Annotated in this window: 20 protein-coding genes and 1 tRNA gene; 9 read left to right on the plus strand and 12 right to left on the minus strand. The window is 61.0% G+C overall.

The window, feature by feature from the left end:
• Positions 1-86: 86 nt before the first annotated feature.
• Both GLP43_RS11150 and GLP43_RS11155 read right to left on the minus strand, forming a co-directional pair.
• Positions 87-767 carry a hypothetical protein gene (locus tag GLP43_RS11150; protein ID WP_237279359.1) on the minus strand — a complete coding sequence of 227 codons (681 nt, stop codon included), beginning with the start codon at positions 765-767 and terminating at the stop codon, positions 87-89.
• A gap of 334 nt (positions 768-1,101) precedes the next feature.
• Positions 1,102-2,247 carry an anhydro-N-acetylmuramic acid kinase gene (locus GLP43_RS11155; protein WP_237279360.1) on the minus strand — a complete coding sequence of 382 codons (1,146 nt, stop codon included), beginning with the start codon at positions 2,245-2,247 and terminating at the stop codon, positions 1,102-1,104.
• Between the two features lie 65 nt (positions 2,248-2,312).
• Between GLP43_RS11155 and tyrS the strand changes: the two genes are divergently transcribed.
• Positions 2,313-3,563: a tyrosine--tRNA ligase gene (gene tyrS, locus GLP43_RS11160; protein ID WP_237279361.1), complete on the plus strand. Its 1,251-nt coding sequence runs from the start codon at positions 2,313-2,315 to the stop codon at positions 3,561-3,563.
• A 43-nt stretch (positions 3,564-3,606) separates the two neighbouring features.
• On the opposite strand, the gene GLP43_RS11165 is transcribed toward tyrS, so the two are convergent.
• The 3 genes from GLP43_RS11165 to GLP43_RS11175 form a co-directional block, all read right to left on the minus strand.
• The gene (locus GLP43_RS11165) at positions 3,607-5,418 is read right to left on the minus strand and encodes an ABC-F family ATP-binding cassette domain-containing protein (RefSeq protein ID WP_237279362.1); all 1,812 of its coding nucleotides are present in this window, start codon (positions 5,416-5,418) and stop codon (positions 3,607-3,609) included.
• An 84-nt stretch (positions 5,419-5,502) separates the two neighbouring features.
• The gene (locus GLP43_RS11170) at positions 5,503-6,252 is read right to left on the minus strand and encodes a GNAT family N-acetyltransferase (RefSeq protein WP_237279363.1); all 750 of its coding nucleotides are present in this window, start codon (positions 6,250-6,252) and stop codon (positions 5,503-5,505) included.
• 9 nt (positions 6,253-6,261) lie between these two features.
• Positions 6,262-6,726 carry an outer membrane protein assembly factor BamE gene (locus GLP43_RS11175; protein ID WP_237279364.1) on the minus strand — a complete coding sequence of 155 codons (465 nt, stop codon included), beginning with the start codon at positions 6,724-6,726 and terminating at the stop codon, positions 6,262-6,264.
• A 91-nt stretch (positions 6,727-6,817) separates the two neighbouring features.
• On the opposite strand from GLP43_RS11175, the gene GLP43_RS11180 reads away from it, so the two are divergent.
• The 8 genes from GLP43_RS11180 to GLP43_RS11215 all read left to right on the plus strand — a co-directional run bounded on the left by GLP43_RS11180 (position 6,818) and on the right by GLP43_RS11215 (position 12,580).
• Positions 6,818-7,372 (plus strand): YceD family protein, encoded by a 555-nt coding sequence (locus GLP43_RS11180; protein WP_237279365.1) that lies wholly within the window; start codon positions 6,818-6,820, stop codon positions 7,370-7,372.
• A 195-nt stretch (positions 7,373-7,567) separates the two neighbouring features.
• Complete coding sequence (gene rpmF / locus GLP43_RS11185; protein WP_005853791.1) at positions 7,568-7,774, plus strand: 50S ribosomal protein L32; 207 nt, start codon at positions 7,568-7,570, stop codon at positions 7,772-7,774.
• A gap of 42 nt (positions 7,775-7,816) precedes the next feature.
• On the plus strand, positions 7,817-8,893 hold the full coding sequence (gene plsX / locus GLP43_RS11190) for a phosphate acyltransferase PlsX (RefSeq protein WP_037953718.1): 1,077 nt from the start codon (positions 7,817-7,819) through the stop codon (positions 8,891-8,893).
• Complete coding sequence (locus tag GLP43_RS11195) at positions 8,890-9,861, plus strand: beta-ketoacyl-ACP synthase III (RefSeq protein WP_237279366.1); 972 nt, start codon at positions 8,890-8,892, stop codon at positions 9,859-9,861. Before plsX ends, GLP43_RS11195 begins: the two co-directional genes overlap by 4 nt.
• A 96-nt stretch (positions 9,862-9,957) precedes the next feature.
• Complete coding sequence (ihfA, locus tag GLP43_RS11200) at positions 9,958-10,260, plus strand: integration host factor subunit alpha (RefSeq protein WP_005853794.1); 303 nt, start codon at positions 9,958-9,960, stop codon at positions 10,258-10,260.
• A 4-nt stretch (positions 10,261-10,264) separates the two neighbouring features.
• Positions 10,265-11,290, plus strand: a complete 1,026-nt coding sequence (locus GLP43_RS11205; protein WP_237279367.1) for a MerR family transcriptional regulator — start codon at positions 10,265-10,267, stop codon at positions 11,288-11,290.
• Positions 11,291-11,359: 69 nt separating this feature from the next.
• Positions 11,360-11,436 (plus strand) — tRNA-Pro (locus GLP43_RS11210).
• A gap of 64 nt (positions 11,437-11,500) precedes the next feature.
• A complete protein-coding gene (locus GLP43_RS11215; RefSeq protein ID WP_074634822.1) occupies positions 11,501-12,580 on the plus strand; it encodes a 2'-deoxycytidine 5'-triphosphate deaminase in 1,080 nt (359 codons plus the stop codon).
• 20 nt (positions 12,581-12,600) lie between these two features.
• Here the strand turns inward: GLP43_RS11215 and GLP43_RS11220 are convergent, their stop codons facing one another.
• The 7 genes from GLP43_RS11220 to GLP43_RS11250 form a co-directional block, all read right to left on the minus strand.
• Positions 12,601-12,843, minus strand: a complete 243-nt coding sequence (locus GLP43_RS11220; RefSeq protein WP_237279368.1) for a hypothetical protein — start codon at positions 12,841-12,843, stop codon at positions 12,601-12,603.
• Positions 12,844-12,926: 83 nt separating this feature from the next.
• Positions 12,927-13,580, minus strand: a complete 654-nt coding sequence (gene scpB / locus GLP43_RS11225; protein ID WP_237279369.1) for an SMC-Scp complex subunit ScpB — start codon at positions 13,578-13,580, stop codon at positions 12,927-12,929.
• Between the two features lies 1 nt (position 13,581).
• A complete protein-coding gene (locus GLP43_RS11230; protein WP_237279370.1) occupies positions 13,582-14,367 on the minus strand; it encodes a segregation and condensation protein A in 786 nt (261 codons plus the stop codon).
• Complete coding sequence (gene nagZ, locus GLP43_RS11235; RefSeq protein ID WP_237279371.1) at positions 14,360-15,364, minus strand: beta-N-acetylhexosaminidase; 1,005 nt, start codon at positions 15,362-15,364, stop codon at positions 14,360-14,362. Before nagZ ends, GLP43_RS11230 begins: the two co-directional genes overlap by 8 nt.
• A complete protein-coding gene (locus GLP43_RS11240; RefSeq protein ID WP_237279372.1) occupies positions 15,364-16,368 on the minus strand; it encodes an SPOR domain-containing protein in 1,005 nt (334 codons plus the stop codon). The genes nagZ and GLP43_RS11240 overlap by 1 nt, the downstream gene beginning before the upstream one ends.
• A 75-nt stretch (positions 16,369-16,443) precedes the next feature.
• The gene (argS, locus tag GLP43_RS11245; protein WP_237279373.1) at positions 16,444-18,186 is read right to left on the minus strand and encodes an arginine--tRNA ligase; all 1,743 of its coding nucleotides are present in this window, start codon (positions 18,184-18,186) and stop codon (positions 16,444-16,446) included.
• Positions 18,187-18,249: 63 nt separating this feature from the next.
• Complete coding sequence (locus tag GLP43_RS11250) at positions 18,250-19,392, minus strand: deoxyguanosinetriphosphate triphosphohydrolase (protein ID WP_237279374.1); 1,143 nt, start codon at positions 19,390-19,392, stop codon at positions 18,250-18,252.
• Positions 19,393-19,471: the final 79 nt, after the last annotated feature.

The raw sequence follows: 19,471 nt of genomic DNA on the forward strand, positions 1-19,471 counted from the left end.
CGGGGGGCAGTTCGCCCCGCCCGAAAATACGAAAGCGCGCCCGATCAAGGCGCGCTTTTTTTATGCTTCCGGTGTCTCGTACGACGTCAGCTTTGAATCTGACGCAACAGGCCCGACTTGGTAAAGCCGACACGGATCATATCCGTGTCACTTTTCAGCATCGGCATCTTGATCTGAATCGTCCGCGGCTGCGCCCCAAAGGCGACGTTCATCCGGATGGTGGCCACGAATTTTCCTTGCGTCGACGGGCGCACGTCTTCGATCATACCGACGACTTCGCGGTCGGTGGTCATGACCGTAGCGCCCAATGCCGCCGTGATCGGGACAGAGGCCGCGGCGCGGGTCACATCGCCGCTGACACTGCGCGATACTGCGGCAGTCGTGCTGCCAGGTGTTCCGCTGTTGTCGGTCGTCGTGCCGCCGCCGCTGCTGGACCCGCCGGTGCTGCCGACACCCACGCCAACGCCCGCAACAGAATCCCCGCCAACCGAGGCCCCGACACCAGCGCCCACACCGCCGAGAGAGGCACCAGCGCCCGCATCAGCAACCGAACCGCCACCGACAGAGGCACCCGCCCCCGCGCCGACGCTGCCTGCGCCCACACCAACACCGACATCCGCCGCGGACCCGTGGCCGACGCTGGCCCCTACGCCTGCGCCAATACCGCCCACACTGGCACCGACGCCCACATCCAGCGCAAAAGCCGACGTGGCGATGAATACCGTTGCAACCGAAGCTGCGGCGTTTTTAAGAAACATACTCGTCATGGTCATTCTCCTTTTGAAAAGGAACGGCGCAAGCAAAGCCCCCACTTTCTGCGCCACCGTTCTGAGGTAGTACAATTCATGGTAGAACCGCTCTGCTCCCAAGCAAGGAAACAGACTGTTTACGGAACGCCGATGTGCAACCGGGCAACAGCCCTTTGCCGCGCCGGAGACCCACGGCGCGTAGCTAACCTATTCGGGAGAAACGAAGAATACGCACGACCATAGCGCGAAATGCTAACAGGCGACTCAGGCCACGACACGTCCTGTCCAGCGAAAAACGCAGGTCACAGGGGGTGACGATACGCTGGCGCAACATCCATCAAAGGGCCTTATTCTAAACGCTGATCGCCTCGGTCGGCATGCTCACGGTGCCGCCCCCGACCGCAGCCCGCACCCCCGTGGTGCCGGGGCAAGAGGTCGGCAGCCCGCGCGCCACCCGCACGGCAAGATATCCGAACGCCTGCGCCTCCAGCATATCACCGTCCAGCCCGATCTCTTCTATCGGCATGACCGGACAATCCAGACTGACGCTGAGCATCTTCATCAACACAGGGTTGTGCCGCCCGCCCCCGGTGACCAGCACACGATCGGGCAAACGCGGACAATGCTGCATTGCTTCGGCCACGCCAGCGGCACACATGGCCGTCAGCGTCGCGGCGGCGTCGGCGTCCGACAGTTCGGTCACCAGCGCGACCATCTCGTCAAAATCGTTCCGGTCCAGCGACTTGGGGGGCATCCGTGCGAAATAGGGCTCGGCCAGAAACAGCTCGAGCGCGCCGGTCTCTACCTGCCCGCGCGACGCGGTCTTGCCGCCCTCGTCAAAGGGCAACCCCAGACGCGCCTGCATCAGATCGTTAATGGGCGCGTTGGCGGGCCCCGTGTCGAACGCCAGCAGCGCGCCGTCTGTCTCGGGCAAGGGGATCGCCGGATCCACCCAGGTCAGGTTCCCCACCCCGCCAAGGTTCAAAAAGGCCACCGGCCCCGTCAGCCCGGCATAGCGGGCACAGGCGTGGTGAAAGAAGGGGGCGAGCGGTGCTCCTTCGCCCCCCAGATGCACATCGGCGCTGCGGAAATCCCAAACCACGGGCAGCCCCAGATGATCCGCCAGCGCGGCACCGTCGCCCACCTGCAACGTCCCCTGCATGCGCGGCGCATGGGCCAGCGTCTGCCCGTGAAAACCGATCAGATCCACGTCGGCATACGCGCCTAGGGCATCGATATGCGCTGCCTCGACCACCTGCGTCGCCGCCGCCACCTCTGGCCCTGACCATTTGCCGAAAGCGGCCGCGATGGTGCGGCGTTCCTCGGCTGAATAACTGCGGTAGCTCGACGTGCCGAAGCCCATGATATCACGGCCGTCCGTCTCGATCACCGCAACGTCCACCCCGTCGAGCGAGGTGCCGCTCATCGCGCCTGCGGCCCGCAGCGGGCCTGTTTTCGCGATCCGTGTCGGGGTTCTTGCCCCTTGGGCCTTATTCATGGCCTTTTCCTTTGTCTGCTCAGCACCTATAGAGTGCACCACCACCCAAGCTGAGGGCAAGCACCATGACATACCACCCCAAATCCGATTTCATCCGCATCATGATGGAGCGCGGCTTTCTCGCCGATTGTACGGACTATCAGGGCCTTGATGACGCGCTGATGAACGGGGCTGTGCCTGCCTATATCGGCTATGACGCGACAGCGAAATCCCTTCATGTGGGGCATCTGATGAATATCATGGTGCTGCGCTGGTTGCAGAAATGCGGCGGCAAACCGATCACCCTGATGGGCGGCGGCACCACCAAAGTGGGCGACCCGTCCTTCCGGTCGGATGAACGCCCCCTGCTCGACAATGCCGCCATCGACGCCAATATCGCCGGCATGCAGCAGGTGTTCGAGAAATACCTGAGTTACGGTGACGGCGACAACGATGCAATCATGCTGAACAATGCCGAATGGCTGGACAATCTGAACTACCTCGAATTCCTGCGCGACATCGGGCGGCATTTCAGCGTTAACCGGATGCTGTCGTTTGAAAGCGTCAAATCCCGCCTAGATCGGGAACAGTCGCTGTCCTTCCTCGAATTCAACTACATGATCCTGCAGGCCTATGACTTCCTTGAGCTGAACCGCCGCTATGGCTGTTTGCTGCAGATGGGCGGCTCGGATCAATGGGGGAATATCGTCAACGGGATCGACCTGACCCGCCGCGTGCTGGATCAAGAGATTTTCGGCCTCACCACACCCCTGCTCACCACCAGCGATGGCCGCAAAATGGGCAAATCCCAGGGCGGCGCGATCTGGCTGAACGGGGACATGCTGTCGCCTTACGAGTTCTGGCAGTTCTGGCGCAACACCACCGATGCGGACACGGGCAAGTTCCTCAAGATCTTCACCGAGCTGCCGGTCGAGGAATGCGACCGTCTGGGGGCGTTGGAAGGCTCTGACATCAACGCGGCCAAAATTATCCTCGCGAACGAGGTCACGACCCTGCTGCACGGTGCCGAAGCGGCCAAGACCGCCGAAGCCACGGCGCGCGAAGTGTTTGAAAAAGGCGGTGTCGGCGATGACCTGCCCACCCTGACGCTCAGCGCCGAGGATATCGGCGATGGCATCTCTATCGTGCAGTTGATCGTGAAATCCGGTCTGGCCGGTTCGGGCAAAGAGGCAAAGCGTCTGATCACCGAAAACGGTGCCCGCTATAATGACGAACCGCTGACAGACGCAGGCCTGATGGTTGATGCCGCCACGCTGGCCACACCGATCAAGCTTAGCGCGGGCAAGAAACGCCACGCGCTGGTACAACTGGGCTAAGCCCCCCCGCCATATGCGAAGGGGGCGGGTCGCCCTGTCCCCTTTAGCTTTCGGCTTTTTCTTCCAGCATCAGCCACTCGGCCTCTGCGTCCTGCAGCTTTTCATTCCGCTCGACCAAGGCATCGGTCGCTTTCTGGAATTTCACCGGATTGTCGGAATACAGCGTCGGGTCGCTCATCAACTCTTCCAGTTTCGCGATTTCGGCTTCCAGTCGTTGCATTTCCGCAGGCAACGCCTCAAGCCGGTGCTTCTCGGTAAAGCTCAGGCCAGATTGCTGCGCCGCTTTGGGCTTTTCGGTTTTCACCCCGGGCTTTGATTTGGCAACAACGCTTTGGTCAAAATCATCCTGCTGGCGCTGCGCCAGATAATCCGTCCAACCGCCCGCATAGACAGTCGCCTTGCCGTCACCTTCCATCGCGATGGTGGTCGCGGCAACACGGTCAAGGAAGTCACGGTCGTGGCTGACCAGCAGCACGGTGCCATCATAGGTCGACAGCAACTCCTGCATCAGATCAAGGGTTTCGACGTCCAGATCGTTGGTCGGTTCATCAAGAACCAAGAGGTTGCTGGACCGCGCCATGATCTTGGCCAGCAGCAACCGCGCCTTTTCCCCCCCCGACAAGGACCGCACGGGCGCACGGGCCTGGCCTTCGTCGAACAGGAATTCCTTCAGGTAACCAACCACGTGTTTCGGCTGCCCGCGCACCAGAATCTGGTCCGCCTTACCCGATACACGCATTTCCGGATCGCCGGTCAGACTGTCCCAAAGCGACATATCGCCATCAAGCTGCGCGCGCGCCTGGTCGAACAGCGCGATCTCAAGATTGGTACCCTGTTTGATCTCGCCCCCGTCGGGCTGTTCTTTCCCGATCAGCATGTTCAGCAACGTCGTCTTGCCCACACCATTGGGCCCGACCAAGGCGATGCGATCACCCCGCTGGATCGTGATGTCAAAGGGGCGCAGAATCGTCTTGTCGCCAAAGGCCTTGGTGATGCCCATAGCCTCGACCACCTTGCGGCCGGACTTCGGACCCGCTTCCAGCGCCATGGCGGCGGTGCCCTGACGTTTGATCTGGCTGGCGCGTTCGGCCCGCAGGTCTTGCAGGGCGCGCACGCGGCCCTGGTTACGCTTGCGCCGCGCAGAAATGCCTTCGACTGCCCACCGTGCCTCCGCCTTGATCTTGCGGTTCAGCTTGTGGCGCTGCATGTCCTCTTCTTCCCACATCTGGTCGCGCCAGGCCTCAAACCCGCCAAAACCGATATCCTGCCGACGCACAACACCGCGGTCGACCCACAGCGTCGCACGTGTCAACTCGCGCAGAAACGCCCTATCGTGAGAGATAATTACAAAAGCGGCCCGCGTCGCTTTCAGCTCGTCTTCAAGCCAGCGGATCGCTTCGATATCCAGGTGGTTGGTCGGCTCGTCAAGCAACATCAGCTCGGGCTCGGAGGCCATCAAACGCGCCAATGCCGCGCGGCGACGCTCCCCCCCGGATGCGGTGCTGACTGGGCGCGCGGGGTCGAACTTCAAGCCCTCTCCGGCGCGTTCGACCTTGTACATCTCGGATGGGTCCAGGCCATGCGCTGCGAAATCGCCCAAAGTCTCGAATCCGGTCAGATCCGGGTCTTGCTCCATATAGCCCACCGAAACGCCGGGCCCGACGATCACGTCGCCGCTGTCGGCCTCGACCAATCCGGCCATGACCTTCATCAGAGTGGATTTACCTGACCCGTTCCGGCCTACCAGCGCCAGTCGGTCGCCGGATTGAACCACAAGGGACATGTCTTCGAATACGGGATCGCCGCCGAATGTCAGCGAGATCTCGTTAACTTGTAAAAGGGGTGCGCGTGCCATGACAGCCAGCTAGCGCCGCGCCGCGTCAGCGTCAATGACCCCTCTTCCAAATGGGCTAAAATCCTCGCCGAAGGCATGAAACTCTTAGGCAGCACCGCGCAGCAGGCGCTTACGCCCCTCGGGGATCGCCGCGATTTCAAGGCCGGTGAACACATGCAGCGTGTTCATCTGGCGGTCGATCACCGCATGATCGCTCACCCAGCCCCCCATCATCAGATAGCTCCGCAGCAGCGGCGGCAGCATTTGTAGCGCGGCTTTCTCGGCCGGCTTATCCAACGTCCGTTCCACAAAGCCCACCGTATCGGGGGCCTTAACCTGCGGCTGCCATTGCAGGGGCGCAAGATGGCGGCTGTGCAAAAGCGCCATGACATCGCGATAGGGTGCCGGATCTGTGCCCTTGAAAGAGGTGCACCCAAAGAGCAACCCGACCGCATGTGCATCCACAAACTGCGCCAGCGCGGCCCAGGCCATGCGCACGACATCGGGGTCTGTCACCCCCGGAGCCAGACAGAACCGCCCCAGCTCCATCATCGCGCCGGGGAAATATGCAAGCTTGGTCAAATCGTAGAATTGCGCGGCATAGCTTTGATCCAGCGACGCGCCCTCCATCAGCCCGATCCGGTAGCAGCACAGCAGGTCACCGCTGCCTTGATCCCGCACGAGGATATGATGCTTTTGCGCATCAAACCCGTCGATATCGCGCGACTGAACCAGCCCAAAGGCCCGCGCGCGCAAGGCTTGCGCGGCGTCGATATCCTCGGCTGTGGCGGCACAATAGGCGCGGTACCGACCGCGTAAAAGCGGCTTGATCACAGCGCCCTGTGGCACCGTCACGGGCCTGCCCTAGCCAGCCAGCGCCGCGGGGTTGAAGCGGCCAATGTTGCCCAAAAGTTGGCGGATAAAGGATTTATCCGAGATCGGCGAACTGGTGACGCGGCGGTCAAGGGTGACGACATTGCCACGCTCCAGCCCGAAACGTTCGACGTTCTGCACCACCCCGTTGCTGTCAAAGCTGACAGCGACAACTTCGCGCTCTGTCTCGCGCGGGGCCAGGAACCACATCGCCTGACGGCGCGACCGGACATAGTAATACCCCGAATTGGTCAGCAACCCTGCCGACGCGGGCACGCCCACGGTTTCGGCCACGGTGTCGCGTGTGTCCTGGCCCACGGTGATCTTCTCAAGATCCTCTTGCGGCGGGATATAGCCGTGGTTGGAGTATTGCGGGGAGCAGGCCCCAAGCGTCAGACCAGCAGCGAGAACTGTGGCGGTCAGCAGTGTCTTTTTGACATGGCGGTCGATACGCATTCTTGGTGCCCTCTTGCCCTTGGGGATCATGGCTTTTATCTCGCATACACTAAGCACGCCCCATGGTTCAAGAAACGAAAGTACCCCTAATATGTCTCGCACGCCCCCAAGCCCCACAGCATTGCGCGTCGCAGAGCTGTCGCAGAATGCGCAAACCCCTTTCTCCCTGCGTCCCGACGCCGACAGCTTGCGGATGATCGCAGAAGAACTTGATCTTTCAGCACTACGTAAACTTTCATTCGAAGGGCACCTCAAAGCGCTTGGTCGTAGTGATTGGGAACTCAAAGCGCGTCTGGGGGCCACTGTGGTGCAGCCCTGCGTGGTGACGCTAGTGCCGGTCCAGACGCGGATCGACGTCGACGTCACACGGCTTTTCGTGCAGGATTACGAAGAACCCGAGGAAGCCGAGGTCGAGATGCCCGAGGATGATCGCACCGAACCGCTTGGTGCGTGGATTGATCCCGCGGCCATCATGATCGAAGCGCTGGCGCTTGAGATTCCCGAATATCCCCGCGCCGATGGGGCTGAACTGGGGCAAGCGGTCTATACCAAACCCGGCGACACCCCGATGACCGACGAAGACGCCCGCCCCTTTGCGGGGCTGGCCGGCCTCAAGAACCAGCTTAAGGACGATACCACCGAATAACCCTGCCGGTTTGGGTGAAAAAAGGGTTGCTTCGGCGGGTTTTCGCAGTATTTTGCGCCCTTCACCCCAATTAAGGTTGGACATCGGATAGGCTTCGGCCTAAACGCACGTCACGCCCAAACCGGGAGTTGATCTGAAACACGGTCGTCTTTGGCAGGAAGCCGATGAACGACCCCGAAGGCAAAGGCACCAGACATGGCTGTCCAACAGAATAAAGTTTCCAAATCGCGTCGCAACAACCGCCGCGCACACGATTCGCTGACTGCAGCGAACCCGAACGAATGCTCCAACTGTGGTGAGCTGAAGCGCCCGCACCACGTTTGCGCAGCATGCGGTCACTATGACGACAACGAAGTTGTTTCTCTGAACGAAGAGATCGACCTCGACGAAGACGCGGCGTAAGCTCGTCACGTCAACCGCAGTTCATAAGAGGCATCGCACCAGATGACGGCCACGTCCGATCAGCCTAGCGCGAGAACTCAGCGCACCCTTATCTCAGTTGATGCGATGGGGGGCGATCAGGGCCCGGCAATCGTTGTTGCCGGGTGCTCTGCGTCCGCGCTAAAGAATCCCGATATCAGCTTTATCCTGCATGGCCCTGCCGAAACGCTGGAACCGCTGGTGGCAAAGCGGCCCGAACTGAAAGGGCGCTGCACCATTCGGGATGCCCAAGGGGTTGTCACAATGGACGACAAGCCCAGTAATGTCGTGCGCAATGGCAAAGGCACATCGATGTGGTCCGCCATCGAATCCGTGCGCGACAACGAAGCCTCGGTCGCGGTCAGCTGCGGGAACACCGGCGCGCTGATGGCGCTGTCGATGATCCGCCTGAAAAAGCTGCCGGGTGTGAACCGCCCTGCCATCGCCGTGCTCTATCCCTCTACCAACCCTCAGGGCTTCAACGTTCTGCTGGATGTGGGTGCGGATGTGCGTGCGGATGCCGATGACCTGTTGCGCTATGCGCTGATGGGCAAATCCTACGCCCGCAACGGCATGGACATCGAACGCCCGCGCATCGGGTTGCTGAATGTCGGCACCGAAGAACACAAAGGCCGGACCGAGCTGAAAGAAGCCCACGAGTTGATTCGCGACGCCGCGGATGACGCGGGCTTTGAATTTGTTGGTTTCGTCGAAGGCGGCGATATCTCGGGTGATGTCGCAGATGTGATCGTCACCGATGGATTTACAGGTAATATTGCGATCAAGACCGGTGAAGGCACCGCGACGCTGATCGGCAATGGCCTGCGCCAAGCGTTCAAGAATTCGATCTGGTCCCGCGCGGCATCGCTGCTGGCCTATACCTCGCTGCGCCGCGTCAGCAAACGGTTTGACCCGCGCCGTGTAAACGGCGGTGTGTTTTTGGGGTTGAACGGCACGGTCGTTAAATCCCACGGTGCCGCTGACGCGACGGGGGTTTCCTCGGCGATCAAACTGGCCGCGCGATTAGCGGAGAGTGAATTTACAAATCGGTTGGCTGCGCGTGTTGCCGCAGCAAAGCCGACGAAAGAGACCGAAGAATGACAAAAAGAGCCGTCGTAATTGGTGCCGGACACTACCTCCCGGAACGCATTGTCGAAAACGCAGAGTTTGAAGGCAAGATCGACACCAGTGACGAATGGATCCGGTCACGCTCTGGCATTGAACGGCGCCACTTTGTCGGCGAAGGCGAAACCACGTCGACCATGGCCACCGCTGCCGCCAAGGCCGCATTGGCCGACGCGGGCAAGACAGCAGCCGATGTGGATGCGGTGATTGTCGCCACCTCTACCCCCGATCTGACTTTCCCCTCTGCCGCAACGATGGTGCAGGCCCAGCTAGAGATGGAGCGCGGCTTTGCCTTTGATGTACAGGCTGTGTGCGCGGGCTTTGTCTATGCGCTGGCCAATGCCAACGCGCTGATCGTCTCGGGTCAGGCTGACCGCGTGCTGGTCATCGGCTCCGAGACGTTCTCGAAAATCATGGACTGGACCGACCGCAGCACCAGCGTGTTGTTCGGTGACGGCGCGGGCGCGATCCTGCTTGAAGCGCAAGACGGCGACGGCACCGCAGGCGACCGCGGCATCCTGTCCACCGATCTGAATTCGGACGGGCGCTATAAAGACTTGCTGTATGTCGACGGTGGCATCAGCACGGGCACGACCGGCTATCTGCGCATGCAGGGGAATCAGGTGTTCCGTCACGCGGTTGAAAAGCTCGCCGCGTCGGCCAACACCGCGATGGACCGTGCCGGTGTCAGCGCCGAGGACGTCGACTGGATCGTCCCGCATCAGGCGAATATCCGTATTATTCAAGGCACTGCCAAAAAACTGAACCTGTCGATGGATAACGTCGTTGTGACGGTTCAGGACCATGGCAACACCTCTGCCGCGTCGATTCCGCTGGCACTTTCCGTCGGACAAGAGCGCGGCCAGATCAAGAAAGGCGACCTGCTGGTCACCGAGGCGATCGGCGGCGGGCTGGCCTGGGGCGCGATCGTTCTGCGCTGGTAAACGGCTTTTCTTCGCGCGAACAGCACGTTACGCCCCATAGTTGTTGACTTGCGGAAAAATCACAGCCTATGCTGCTCAAAACACATGGGGGAAGTAATGGCCGACAAGACGTTGACCCGGATGGATTTAAGCGAAGCAGTCTTTCGTGAAGTAGGTCTTTCCCGCAATGAAAGTGCACAGCTGGTCGAAGCGGTGCTTGAACATATGTCCGACGCGCTGGTCAAAGGCGAACAGGTCAAGATTTCATCTTTCGGCACTTTCTCGGTGCGCGACAAGTCGGCCCGCGTTGGCCGGAACCCCAAAACCGGCGAAGAGGTCCCGATTAACCCGCGCCGCGTGCTCACATTCCGCCCGTCCCATCTGATGAAGGACCGGGTTGCAGACGGGAACAAGCGATAACCTAATGCCCAAGTCTCCGGACGCATTCAGAACCATCTCCGAAGTTGCAGAATGGCTTGAAATTCAGGCCCATGTCCTGCGTTTCTGGGAAAGCAAGTTCACGCAAGTCAAACCGATCAAACGCGCTGGCGGGCGGCGATATTATCGCCCCAACGATATGCTGTTGCTTGGCGGTATCAAACGTCTCCTGCATGAAGACGGGTTGACGATCAAAGGTGTCCAGAAGGTATTGCGCGAAGAAGGCATGGGCCATGTCGCGGCCCTGTCCGCGCCTCTTGACGGGGTCACGCAGGATGATCTGGATGCCGGTGGCGACACCATCGACATGACCCCCGCGCCGATGCACGAGGACGCAGAACAGACCCACGAGGGTGTCATTCTCCCGTTCGAGCAACGCGCGAGCAAAGCTTCCAAGCCAGCCCCTGTCGAAGGGCCCGAAACACCGGCCGAAGCCGCTTCGAAGCCTGAGGTGTCGGCAGAGGATACCACGCCACTACCTGCCGACGAACCGACCCTCGACGCGACAGAGGCGGAGCCGGAGGAGACCACCGTCGCCCCCGCCGATACCCCTGCGGAGGACGGTGCCACCCTGCCCGGCTTTCTGCGCCACCCGATGACCGATGCACCGGTGCCGCCAAGCGATAACACGCCGGACGAAGCCCCTACCGCAGCGCAAACACGCACCCCGGATCAGGACGCGCCCGTGCTGCCCATCGACAGCACGCCAGAGGCAGCGCCGGAAGAGAGCACCACCGAAACGCTGGAGGCGGAAACGCGAGACGTCGAAGCGCCAGAGATCAACGAGGCACCGGAAGACCCTGTTGTTGCAGGTCCCAAGCCGCGTGTGATCGATCTGCCGCCTCTGACGGCAGAAGAAGACTTCCCCGCCAAACCCTCTGTGCTTTCCGCGGCATTGCTGTGCCGCGATCTGCCCGAGGATTCGGCCCGCGATATCGCGCCTTTGCTTAACCGTTTGAGCGAACTGCGCGATTCCATTCGGGCCGATGTGGTCCGCGGCACAAAAGTCTAAGCCGCGCGTGCGATTTGCGACAATTCCCCCTTGCACGCACGGTTTTATCAGGTATGAAACGCCTCATGTCGGGCTATGGCGCAGCCTGGTAGCGCGTCCGTCTGGGGGACGGAAGGTCGCAGGTTCGAGTCCTGCTAGCCCGACCAACCGACATAAAACAAACGCCCGTACCCTAATGGGTGCGGGTGTTTGCATTTGAAAGGCCCGGATATGATCGGCGTAGTTCCCAACCAGCATATCACCGACATGATCGCTTCGGGTCAGATCATCGGCACACCGCCTGTCGACAGTGCCCAGATCCAGCCTGCAAGTCTTGATCTTCGTCTAGGAACCGTGGCTTACCGTGTGCGTGCGTCTTTTCTGGCGGGGCATGGGGCCAAGGTCGCCGACCGTCTGGAAGAGTTCGAGATGCACCGCGTCGACCTGACGAATGGGGCGGTGCTGGAAAAGGGCTGCGTCTACGTTGTCCCACTGATGGAAAGCCTCGCCCTGCCCCAAGGCACCTCTGCGGCGGCCAATGCCAAAAGCTCCACCGGGCGGCTGGACCTGCTGACACGAACAATCACCGACGGCGGGACAGAATTTGATCGCATCGCGCCGGGCTATACCGGCCCGCTTTACGCAGAGATTTGTCCGCGCTCTTTTTCGGTGCTCGTACGTCCGGGGATGCGGCTGAACCAGATCCGTTTTTCCACCGGTGCCGCCACGCTTGACGATGCCGCGCTGCGCGCATTGCACGCCGACAGCCCGCTGGTGGATGGCGAGGCCGTGATCGATGATGGTCTGGGATTCTCGGTCGATCTGCGCTTGCCTGACACCACGCTGGTTGGCTACCGCGCCAAGCCGCATACAGGTGTGATCGATCTGGATAAGATCGGCCATTATGACCCCGCGCAATACTGGGAAGAGGTCCACAGCGACAACGGTCAGATCATCCTCGACCCCGGTGCGTTCTACATTCTGGTCAGCCGCGAAGCCGTGACCATCCCGCCCGAATACGCCGCAGAGATGGCCCCCTATCTGGCGATGGTGGGCGAATTCCGTGTGCATTACGCGGGTTTCTTTGACCCCGGTTTCGGCCACGCCTCCGCTGGGGGTGCGGGATCACGGGGCGTACTTGAAGTCCGCTGCCACGAGGCCCCTTTCGTGCTGGAGCATGGTCAGGTCGTCGGGCGGTTGGTCTACGAGAAAATGACCGACGTACCGACCCAGCTTTACGGGTCGGGCATCGCGTCGAACTATCAGGGTCAGGGTCTCAAGCTCAGCAAGCATTTCAGCGCGCCACGTTAAGCCGCGCCTATCGCGCGAGCTTAGAACCGCGTCAGCCTGCGCATGTTCTTGACCATCTTGCGCGCCTGTTTGCCCTGTTCGCGCCCAGTCTGGTCACGACGGGCCATTTCCTCGGCGCTTGGTTGGACAGGATTACCGTCGCGGTCCACCGACGCCCGACGCCCCTTGCCCAGCTTTGACGCCTGATCAAAGCCGATATCAACACCTTTGTTAATCAATCGCCCCATCACGCGACGCATAATCATATTCACTATCTGGTTCATGTCCTGACCTCTTTACCGCGCGTTAAACTGTGTCTGAGGCTAATATAGCACCTATTGCGGCTATTTTCAGGCCACCTGCGGGATTAATCCTCGAACAGCTCGCTCTGGCCCTCGGTCGCTTCTGGCTCTTCTTCGCTGTCGACACCGGGCATCTCGCCAAAGGCGGGGCGGCTTTCCAGCAATCCGGCAGAGCGGAGCTCTTTCAGGCCCGGCAGGTCGCGGGGGCTTTCCAGACCGAAGTGGGCCAGAAATTCCTGTGTCACGACAAAAGTCACCGGACGGCCGGGGGTCATTTTGCGGCGGCCAAAGCGAATCCAGTCCAGCTCAAGGAGCTGGTCCAGCGTGCCGCGCGATACAGATACGCCGCGGATCTCTTCGATCTCGGCGCGCGTGGCGGGCTGGTGGTAGGCGATGATCGCCAAGGTCTCGATCGCGGCGCGCGACAGTTTGCGCGTCTCCACCGTTTCGTGCTGCATGAGATACCCCAGATCCGCCGCCGTGCGCATGGCGTAGGCATCCCCGATGCGGCACAGCTCGACACCGCGGCCGGTGTAGCGTTTGCGCAGATGCACCAGCGCTTCGGCAGGGTCACAGCCATGCGGTAAACGCGCCGCTATCTCGCGCAGAGTCATCGGCTCTGCGGTGGCGAAAAGGATCGCTTCGATCATGCGCTCCTGTTCGGCCAACGGCGGGGCCTCGAACAGGCTTTCTTCTGTTTGTTCAACGGGTTCGGCCACGTCAGATATCCTTCTTGCGCAACTGGATCGGGGCAAACACGCCCTCTTGGCGAATTTCCAGATGCCCTTCCTTTACCAATTCAAGCGACGCCGCAAACGTCGATGCCGTGGCCGAGCGGCGCATTGCCGGTTCTTCACCCCATCCGTCGGGCATGTAGCTATTCAGGTCAGACCAATCGCCAGAAAAGCCGATCAAGCCGCGCATGCGTTCCAGCGCCTGCTCCATCGTAAAGACCTTGTCACGGTCCATCACAAAGGGGCGGAAATCGTCTCGGGTGCGGATACGCGCATAGCCCTGCATCAGGTCCAGCAAGGTCGCGGTATAGGTCACGCGGCGGGTCTGGCGCATTTCCTGCGTCTGGCCGCGCGCAAAAAAATCGCGCCCCAATTGATCACGGGCCATCAGTTGCGCCGACACGTCGCGCATCGCTTGCAGACGTTCCAGCTGGAACGCCAGATGCGCGGCCAGTTCCTCGCCCGTGGGGCCTTCGTCTTTGGGATCAGGCGGTAGCAGCAGGCGGGATTTCAGGAAGGCGAGCCACGCAGCCATGACCAGATAATCCGCCGCAAGCTCAAGCCGCAGCGCCTTGGCCTTGTCCACGAACATCAGATATTGGCGTGCCAGTTGCAGCACCGAGATTTTGCGCAGATCGACCTTCTGGGTGCGGCTGAGGGTCAACAACAGGTCCAACGGGCCCTCGAACCCGTCGACATCCACGATCAGCGCCTCGGCCGCGAGCCGTTCAGCAACTTTCGTTTGCCCGTCTTCCAAATGCGTTTCAGCCATAGACCGCCCCGCCCAAAAGCCTGTCGAGCTTTGCAGTCAGGGCAGGAATGTCAACATCATCAGGGGTCCGGCGCATGGCAAGGGCCCGCGCGGCCCGTGTTTGCGCGGCCTCGGACATCTCTCCGGCAGCATCGGCGACACGGGTGCGGTCCTCAAGCGTGGCGTTGCAATACAGCACCACATCACAGCCTGCGGCCAACGCTCCGGCGGCGATGGCATCCACCTCGCCCGCCAATGCTTTCATCGAGATATCGTCCGTCATGATCAGGTTATCAAAGCCAATATCCTCGCGGATTAGCTGCATCATCACCGGCGACAGCGTGGCAGGGCGCGGATCAATCGCATCATAGACCAGATGCGCCGTCATCCCCATCGGCAGGTCGTTCAACGCCTTGAACGGGGCGAAATCATGGGTGTCCAACGCGGCGTGCGGCGCATCGACCTGCGGCAAGTCAAAATGACTATCCATCGTGGCGCGTCCGTGTCCGGGCATATGCTTAACCACGGGCAAGACGCCCCCCGCCAGCATGCCGTCTGCCGCCGCACGGCCCAAAGCTGCCACCGCATCGGGCGTCGTGCCGTAACAGCGGTTGTGCAGGAATGCGTGGGTTTGCGCCCCGGCGACATCGACCATCGGCGCGCAATTGCTGTCGATGCCCACGCGGTGCAGCTCGTCCGCGATCAGTCGAAAGCGCAGATACATCGCCTCTGCCGCGTTGGAGCCTGACGCGTGCACGAAATCCAGCGGTGCCGTCCAGTCGCGCCAATGTGGCGCGCGCAGCCGCTGCACCCGCCCGCCTTCTTGATCCACGGTGATCACGGCATCATGACCCGCCGCCTCGCGCAGCTCGTCACACAGCGCGCGGACCTGATCCGGCGTGTCGATATTGCGCGCAAAGAGAATGAACCCAAAGGGCTTTACGGCGCGAAACAACGCCTTTTCCTGCGCCGTCAGCCGAAGCCCCGACGCGTCCAGTATCGTCGCCCCGTATCGCATCAGCGTGTAACGACGGGAATGCAGTCGGTGTTTTCAGCAACCAGCGCCGAACAGAAGCGTCGCGCATCCGCGATGTCCGAGAACCCATGCGCGCGCAGACGGTAGAAAGTGCGCCCGCCGCTGCTGGCCTCTTGGATGATGCGGTCCTTGCCTTCCATATAGGCCCCGAAACGCGCGTTCAGACGGACCCATTGCGCCCGTGCGATCTGCGGTGAATCGAATGCGCCAAGCTGCACCAGACGCGTACCGGTGGGCAGGCTGTCGGGCGAAAGCTCTTTCACTTCGGCGGCGGCAACCGGTGCGGGTTCAAACGACGCTTTGGTCGCGATGGCACGGCCGCCGGGGCGCGTTTGAGGACGCAAGGATGCGCGCACGCCCGGCTCTTCGCCCATAGCAACGGCCACCGCGTTCGACACAGCCATCTCAAGCGGGTCGACATCCATCGTGGCACTTGCGTTAACCGGCTCCGGCAGGGCGGTGCCGTCTTCTTCGTCTTCCAGTGGTTCCACCCCATCGGTGAGAGAGGCGACAAGATCGTCCACATCGCCGTTTTTCAACGCCTCTGCCACGTCAGCCGCAGGCGATGATTGCGTTGGTGCCTGTTGCGCAGGTGCAACCATCGCGACGGGAATGGGCTGGTCTTCTTCTTCCAGATCCAGTGGCTTCGGGGCCAAAATCAGCTGTTCCGCGAATTGGTTCGCCGTCCCTTCAGAGGCCACAGCATTGACTGACAGCCCCTGATTGTCCGCAAGTTGGCCGCCCGGATTTTCGGGCCGCACGCGCATATCGCCTTGGGCCGCACGCACCACCGGAATGCCGGTAACATCGCGCACCAGCAGCTTGTAGCCCCAGACCCCGATGCCGACGATCAAGGTAATGGAAAGCGCCGCGCCCGCGAAATTTGCAAACTTGGTCAAGGGCTTGGCGGCAACTTCCGGTGCCATCCCTACGTCATGTTCAAAGGAGTACCCCCCACCCTGGGAGGAGGACGTGTAATCTGCCATTTCTGCCTCACTGCCCGCGTCAGATATCACCCGCGCGGGTCTGTTTTTTGAACCTGCCTGACCAGCAATGGTGCGTTATCGCATCTCTTCCGCTGGCTTGACCCCAAGAATACCAAGACCTGACGCAATTACAATCGCTGCGGCTTGGGCCAGCGCGATTTTTGACTGGGACAGGGCCGCATCATCCTGCAGGAAACGCAGTTCAGGCACGTCGTTGCCGCGGTTCCACAGCCCGTGGAAATCGCCCGCCAGCTCGTACAGGTAAAAGGCGATGCGGTGCGGTTCGTTGCTGCGCGCCGCGGTCTCTACCATCCGGGGCCATTCGGCCAGCTTTTGCGCCAGTTTCAGCTCTGCTTCGTGGTCAAGCTGGCTCAGGTCGGCACGCTGCAAGGTTTCCATATCCGTGTCGACACCCGCCTCTGCCGCCTTGCGCAGGACAGAATGCACACGCGCATGGGCATATTGCACGTAGAACACCGGATTCTCGCGCGACTGTTCCAGCACCTTGGCAAAGTCAAAGTCCAGCATCGCGTCATTCTTGCGGGTCAGCATGACAAAACGCGTCACATCAGGGCCCACCTGATCAACCACATCGCGCAGGGTGACAAATGTCCCTGCCCGTTTGGACATCTTGAATTCCTTGCCGTTCTTGAACAGCTTGACCAGCTGCGTCAGCTTGATGTCGAGCGGTACCGCCCCCTCGGACAGCGCCGAAACAGCAGCCTTCATCCGTTTGACATAGCCGCCGTGATCCGCGCCAAAGACGTCGATCAGCATGTCAAAGCCACGCTGCACCTTGTCGTAGTGATACGCGATATCGGGCGCGAAATAAGTCCAGCCGCCGTCGGACTTCATCACCGGACGGTCAACGTCATCACCATGGGCGGTGGACTTGAACAGGGTCTGCTCGCGCGGCTCCCAGTCCTCGGGCTTCTTGCCTTTTGGCGGTTCAAGCACGCCCTCATAGATCAGCCCTTTGGCTTTCAGGTCATCAATCGCGGATTCGATCCGGCCCGTGCCATAAAGCGACTTTTCGGAATAAAAGACATCCATCTCCACCCCGAGAGAGGCCAGATCATCGCGGATCAGCTTCATCATCTCGTCAGTGGCAAAGTTGCGCACCTCTTCAAGCCAGACGGCCTCATCAGCGTCGATATAGGCGTCGCCCACCTTGTCTTTCAGCGCTGCCCCCACATCGATCAGATAATCGCCGGGGTATGTGCCTTCGGGAAAGGCGACCTCTTGGCCATGCGCCTCAAGATAGCGCAGATAGACAGAGCGCGCCAAAACATCGACCTGCGCGCCGCCGTCGTTAATGTAATATTCACGCGTGACATCGAAGCCGGCGAAATCCAGCAAGGACGCCAGCGCATCGCCAAAGACCGCACCGCGGGTGTGCCCCACATGCAGCGGCCCCGTCGGGTTGGCGGATACATATTCGACGTTTACGCGTTTGCCCTGCCCCAGATCGCCGCGGCCAAAGTCTGTGCCCTGCCCCAGAACGGCACCGACAACGCCCTGCCAGACCGCAGCACTCAGCCGCAGGTTCAAGAACCCCGGGCCCGCCACATCCGCCGCCGTGATCCGTGGATCCTCGGCCAGTTTTTCGGCCAGTTTCTCGGCGATATCGCGCGGTTTCATACGGGCCGGTTTCGCCAGCACCATCGCGGCATTGGTCGCCATATCCCCATGCGCCGCATCGCGCGGCGGCTCTACGGTGATGGCGTCAAAGCTCAGCCCCTCGGGCAGAAACCCGTCGGCAACCAGCGTATCAAGGGTGGACAGCACGAGGCTGCGGATATCGGCAAATAGGTTCATAACGGGGTTCCTTCGACTTGGCCCCGTGTATCACCTGAATATGCGCCCATAATCAAGGGCGGTTCAGCCTTTAACGATCAACCGCTCATGTTCCTGCAAAGCAAAGCGATCTGTCATCCCCGAGATATAGTCGCTGACGATCCGCGCAAGCGCCGTATCGCCGTCCGCATCCTCTACATCCTTGCGCCATTGCTTGGGCAATTGGCCCGTATGCGCGCAGAAATAGGGAAACAGATCCTCGACCACCTGCGTGACCTGCTTGCGCATAATCACCACGGATGGCGCGCGGTACATGCGGTCGAACAGAAAGGCGCGGATCACCTTGAGATCTTGGAAAACCGGATCGGAGAACTGGATCAGCGTGCGCCCGGCCATGCGAATATCGGTGGCGGTTTCGGGCTTCATCTCGGCCAGACGGTGCCGCGCGACGCTGATCACGTCCTCCACCAGCACGCCAAAGAAACGGCGCAGGGCCTCGTGGCGGCGGCGGTAGTAGTTGAGACCGGGATACAGCCTGTCAACTTCGGCGAAATTCTGCTTCAGGATCGGCAGCTCGGCCAGCTCGTCCGTCGAGAACAGCTCGGCCCGCAGACCATCATGCAGGTCGTGGTGGTTATAGGCCACATCATCGGCAATCGCCGCCACCTGCGCCTCGGCACTGGCGAATGTCTCCAGCTCAAGATCATGCTGACGCTCATAGGCCGCAAGTGCCCACGGCAACTCTCCCGTCACCGGCCCGTTATGTTTGGCCAACCCCTCCAGCGTGTCCCAAGTCAGGTTCAGCCCGTCGAAATCCGCATAATGCCGCTCCAGATGGGTGACGATGCGGATGGCTTGGGCGTTGTGATCAAACCCGCCATATGGGGCCATCAAGGCTTCCAGCGCGTCCTCGCCCGTGTGACCAAAGGGCGGATGCCCCAGATCATGGGCCAGGGCGACCGCCTCTGTCAGCTCGGCATTCAGACCCAACGCACCGGCGATCGTGCGTGCCACCTGCGCCACCTCGATCGAATGGGTCAGCCGCGTGCGATAATAATCGCCCTCATGTTCGATAAAGACCTGCGTCTTGTGCTTGAGCCGCCGGAAGGCGCTGGCGTGGATGATCCGGTCGCGGTCCCGCTGAAAGCAGGAACGAAAGGTGCTTTCCTCTTCCGGTATCAACCGTCCCCGGGTCAATGCCGGATCAGAGGCAAAAGAAGCGCGCATAGTCGGTGGTCCTTGTGGCCTGTCCTGCGGGTTTCTATATTGTAAGACAACACAGATGGAAACCGATCACACCGGAGCC

Source organism: Sulfitobacter sp. M39 (assembly GCF_021735935.1).
Lineage (GTDB): Bacteria > Pseudomonadota > Alphaproteobacteria > Rhodobacterales > Rhodobacteraceae > Sulfitobacter.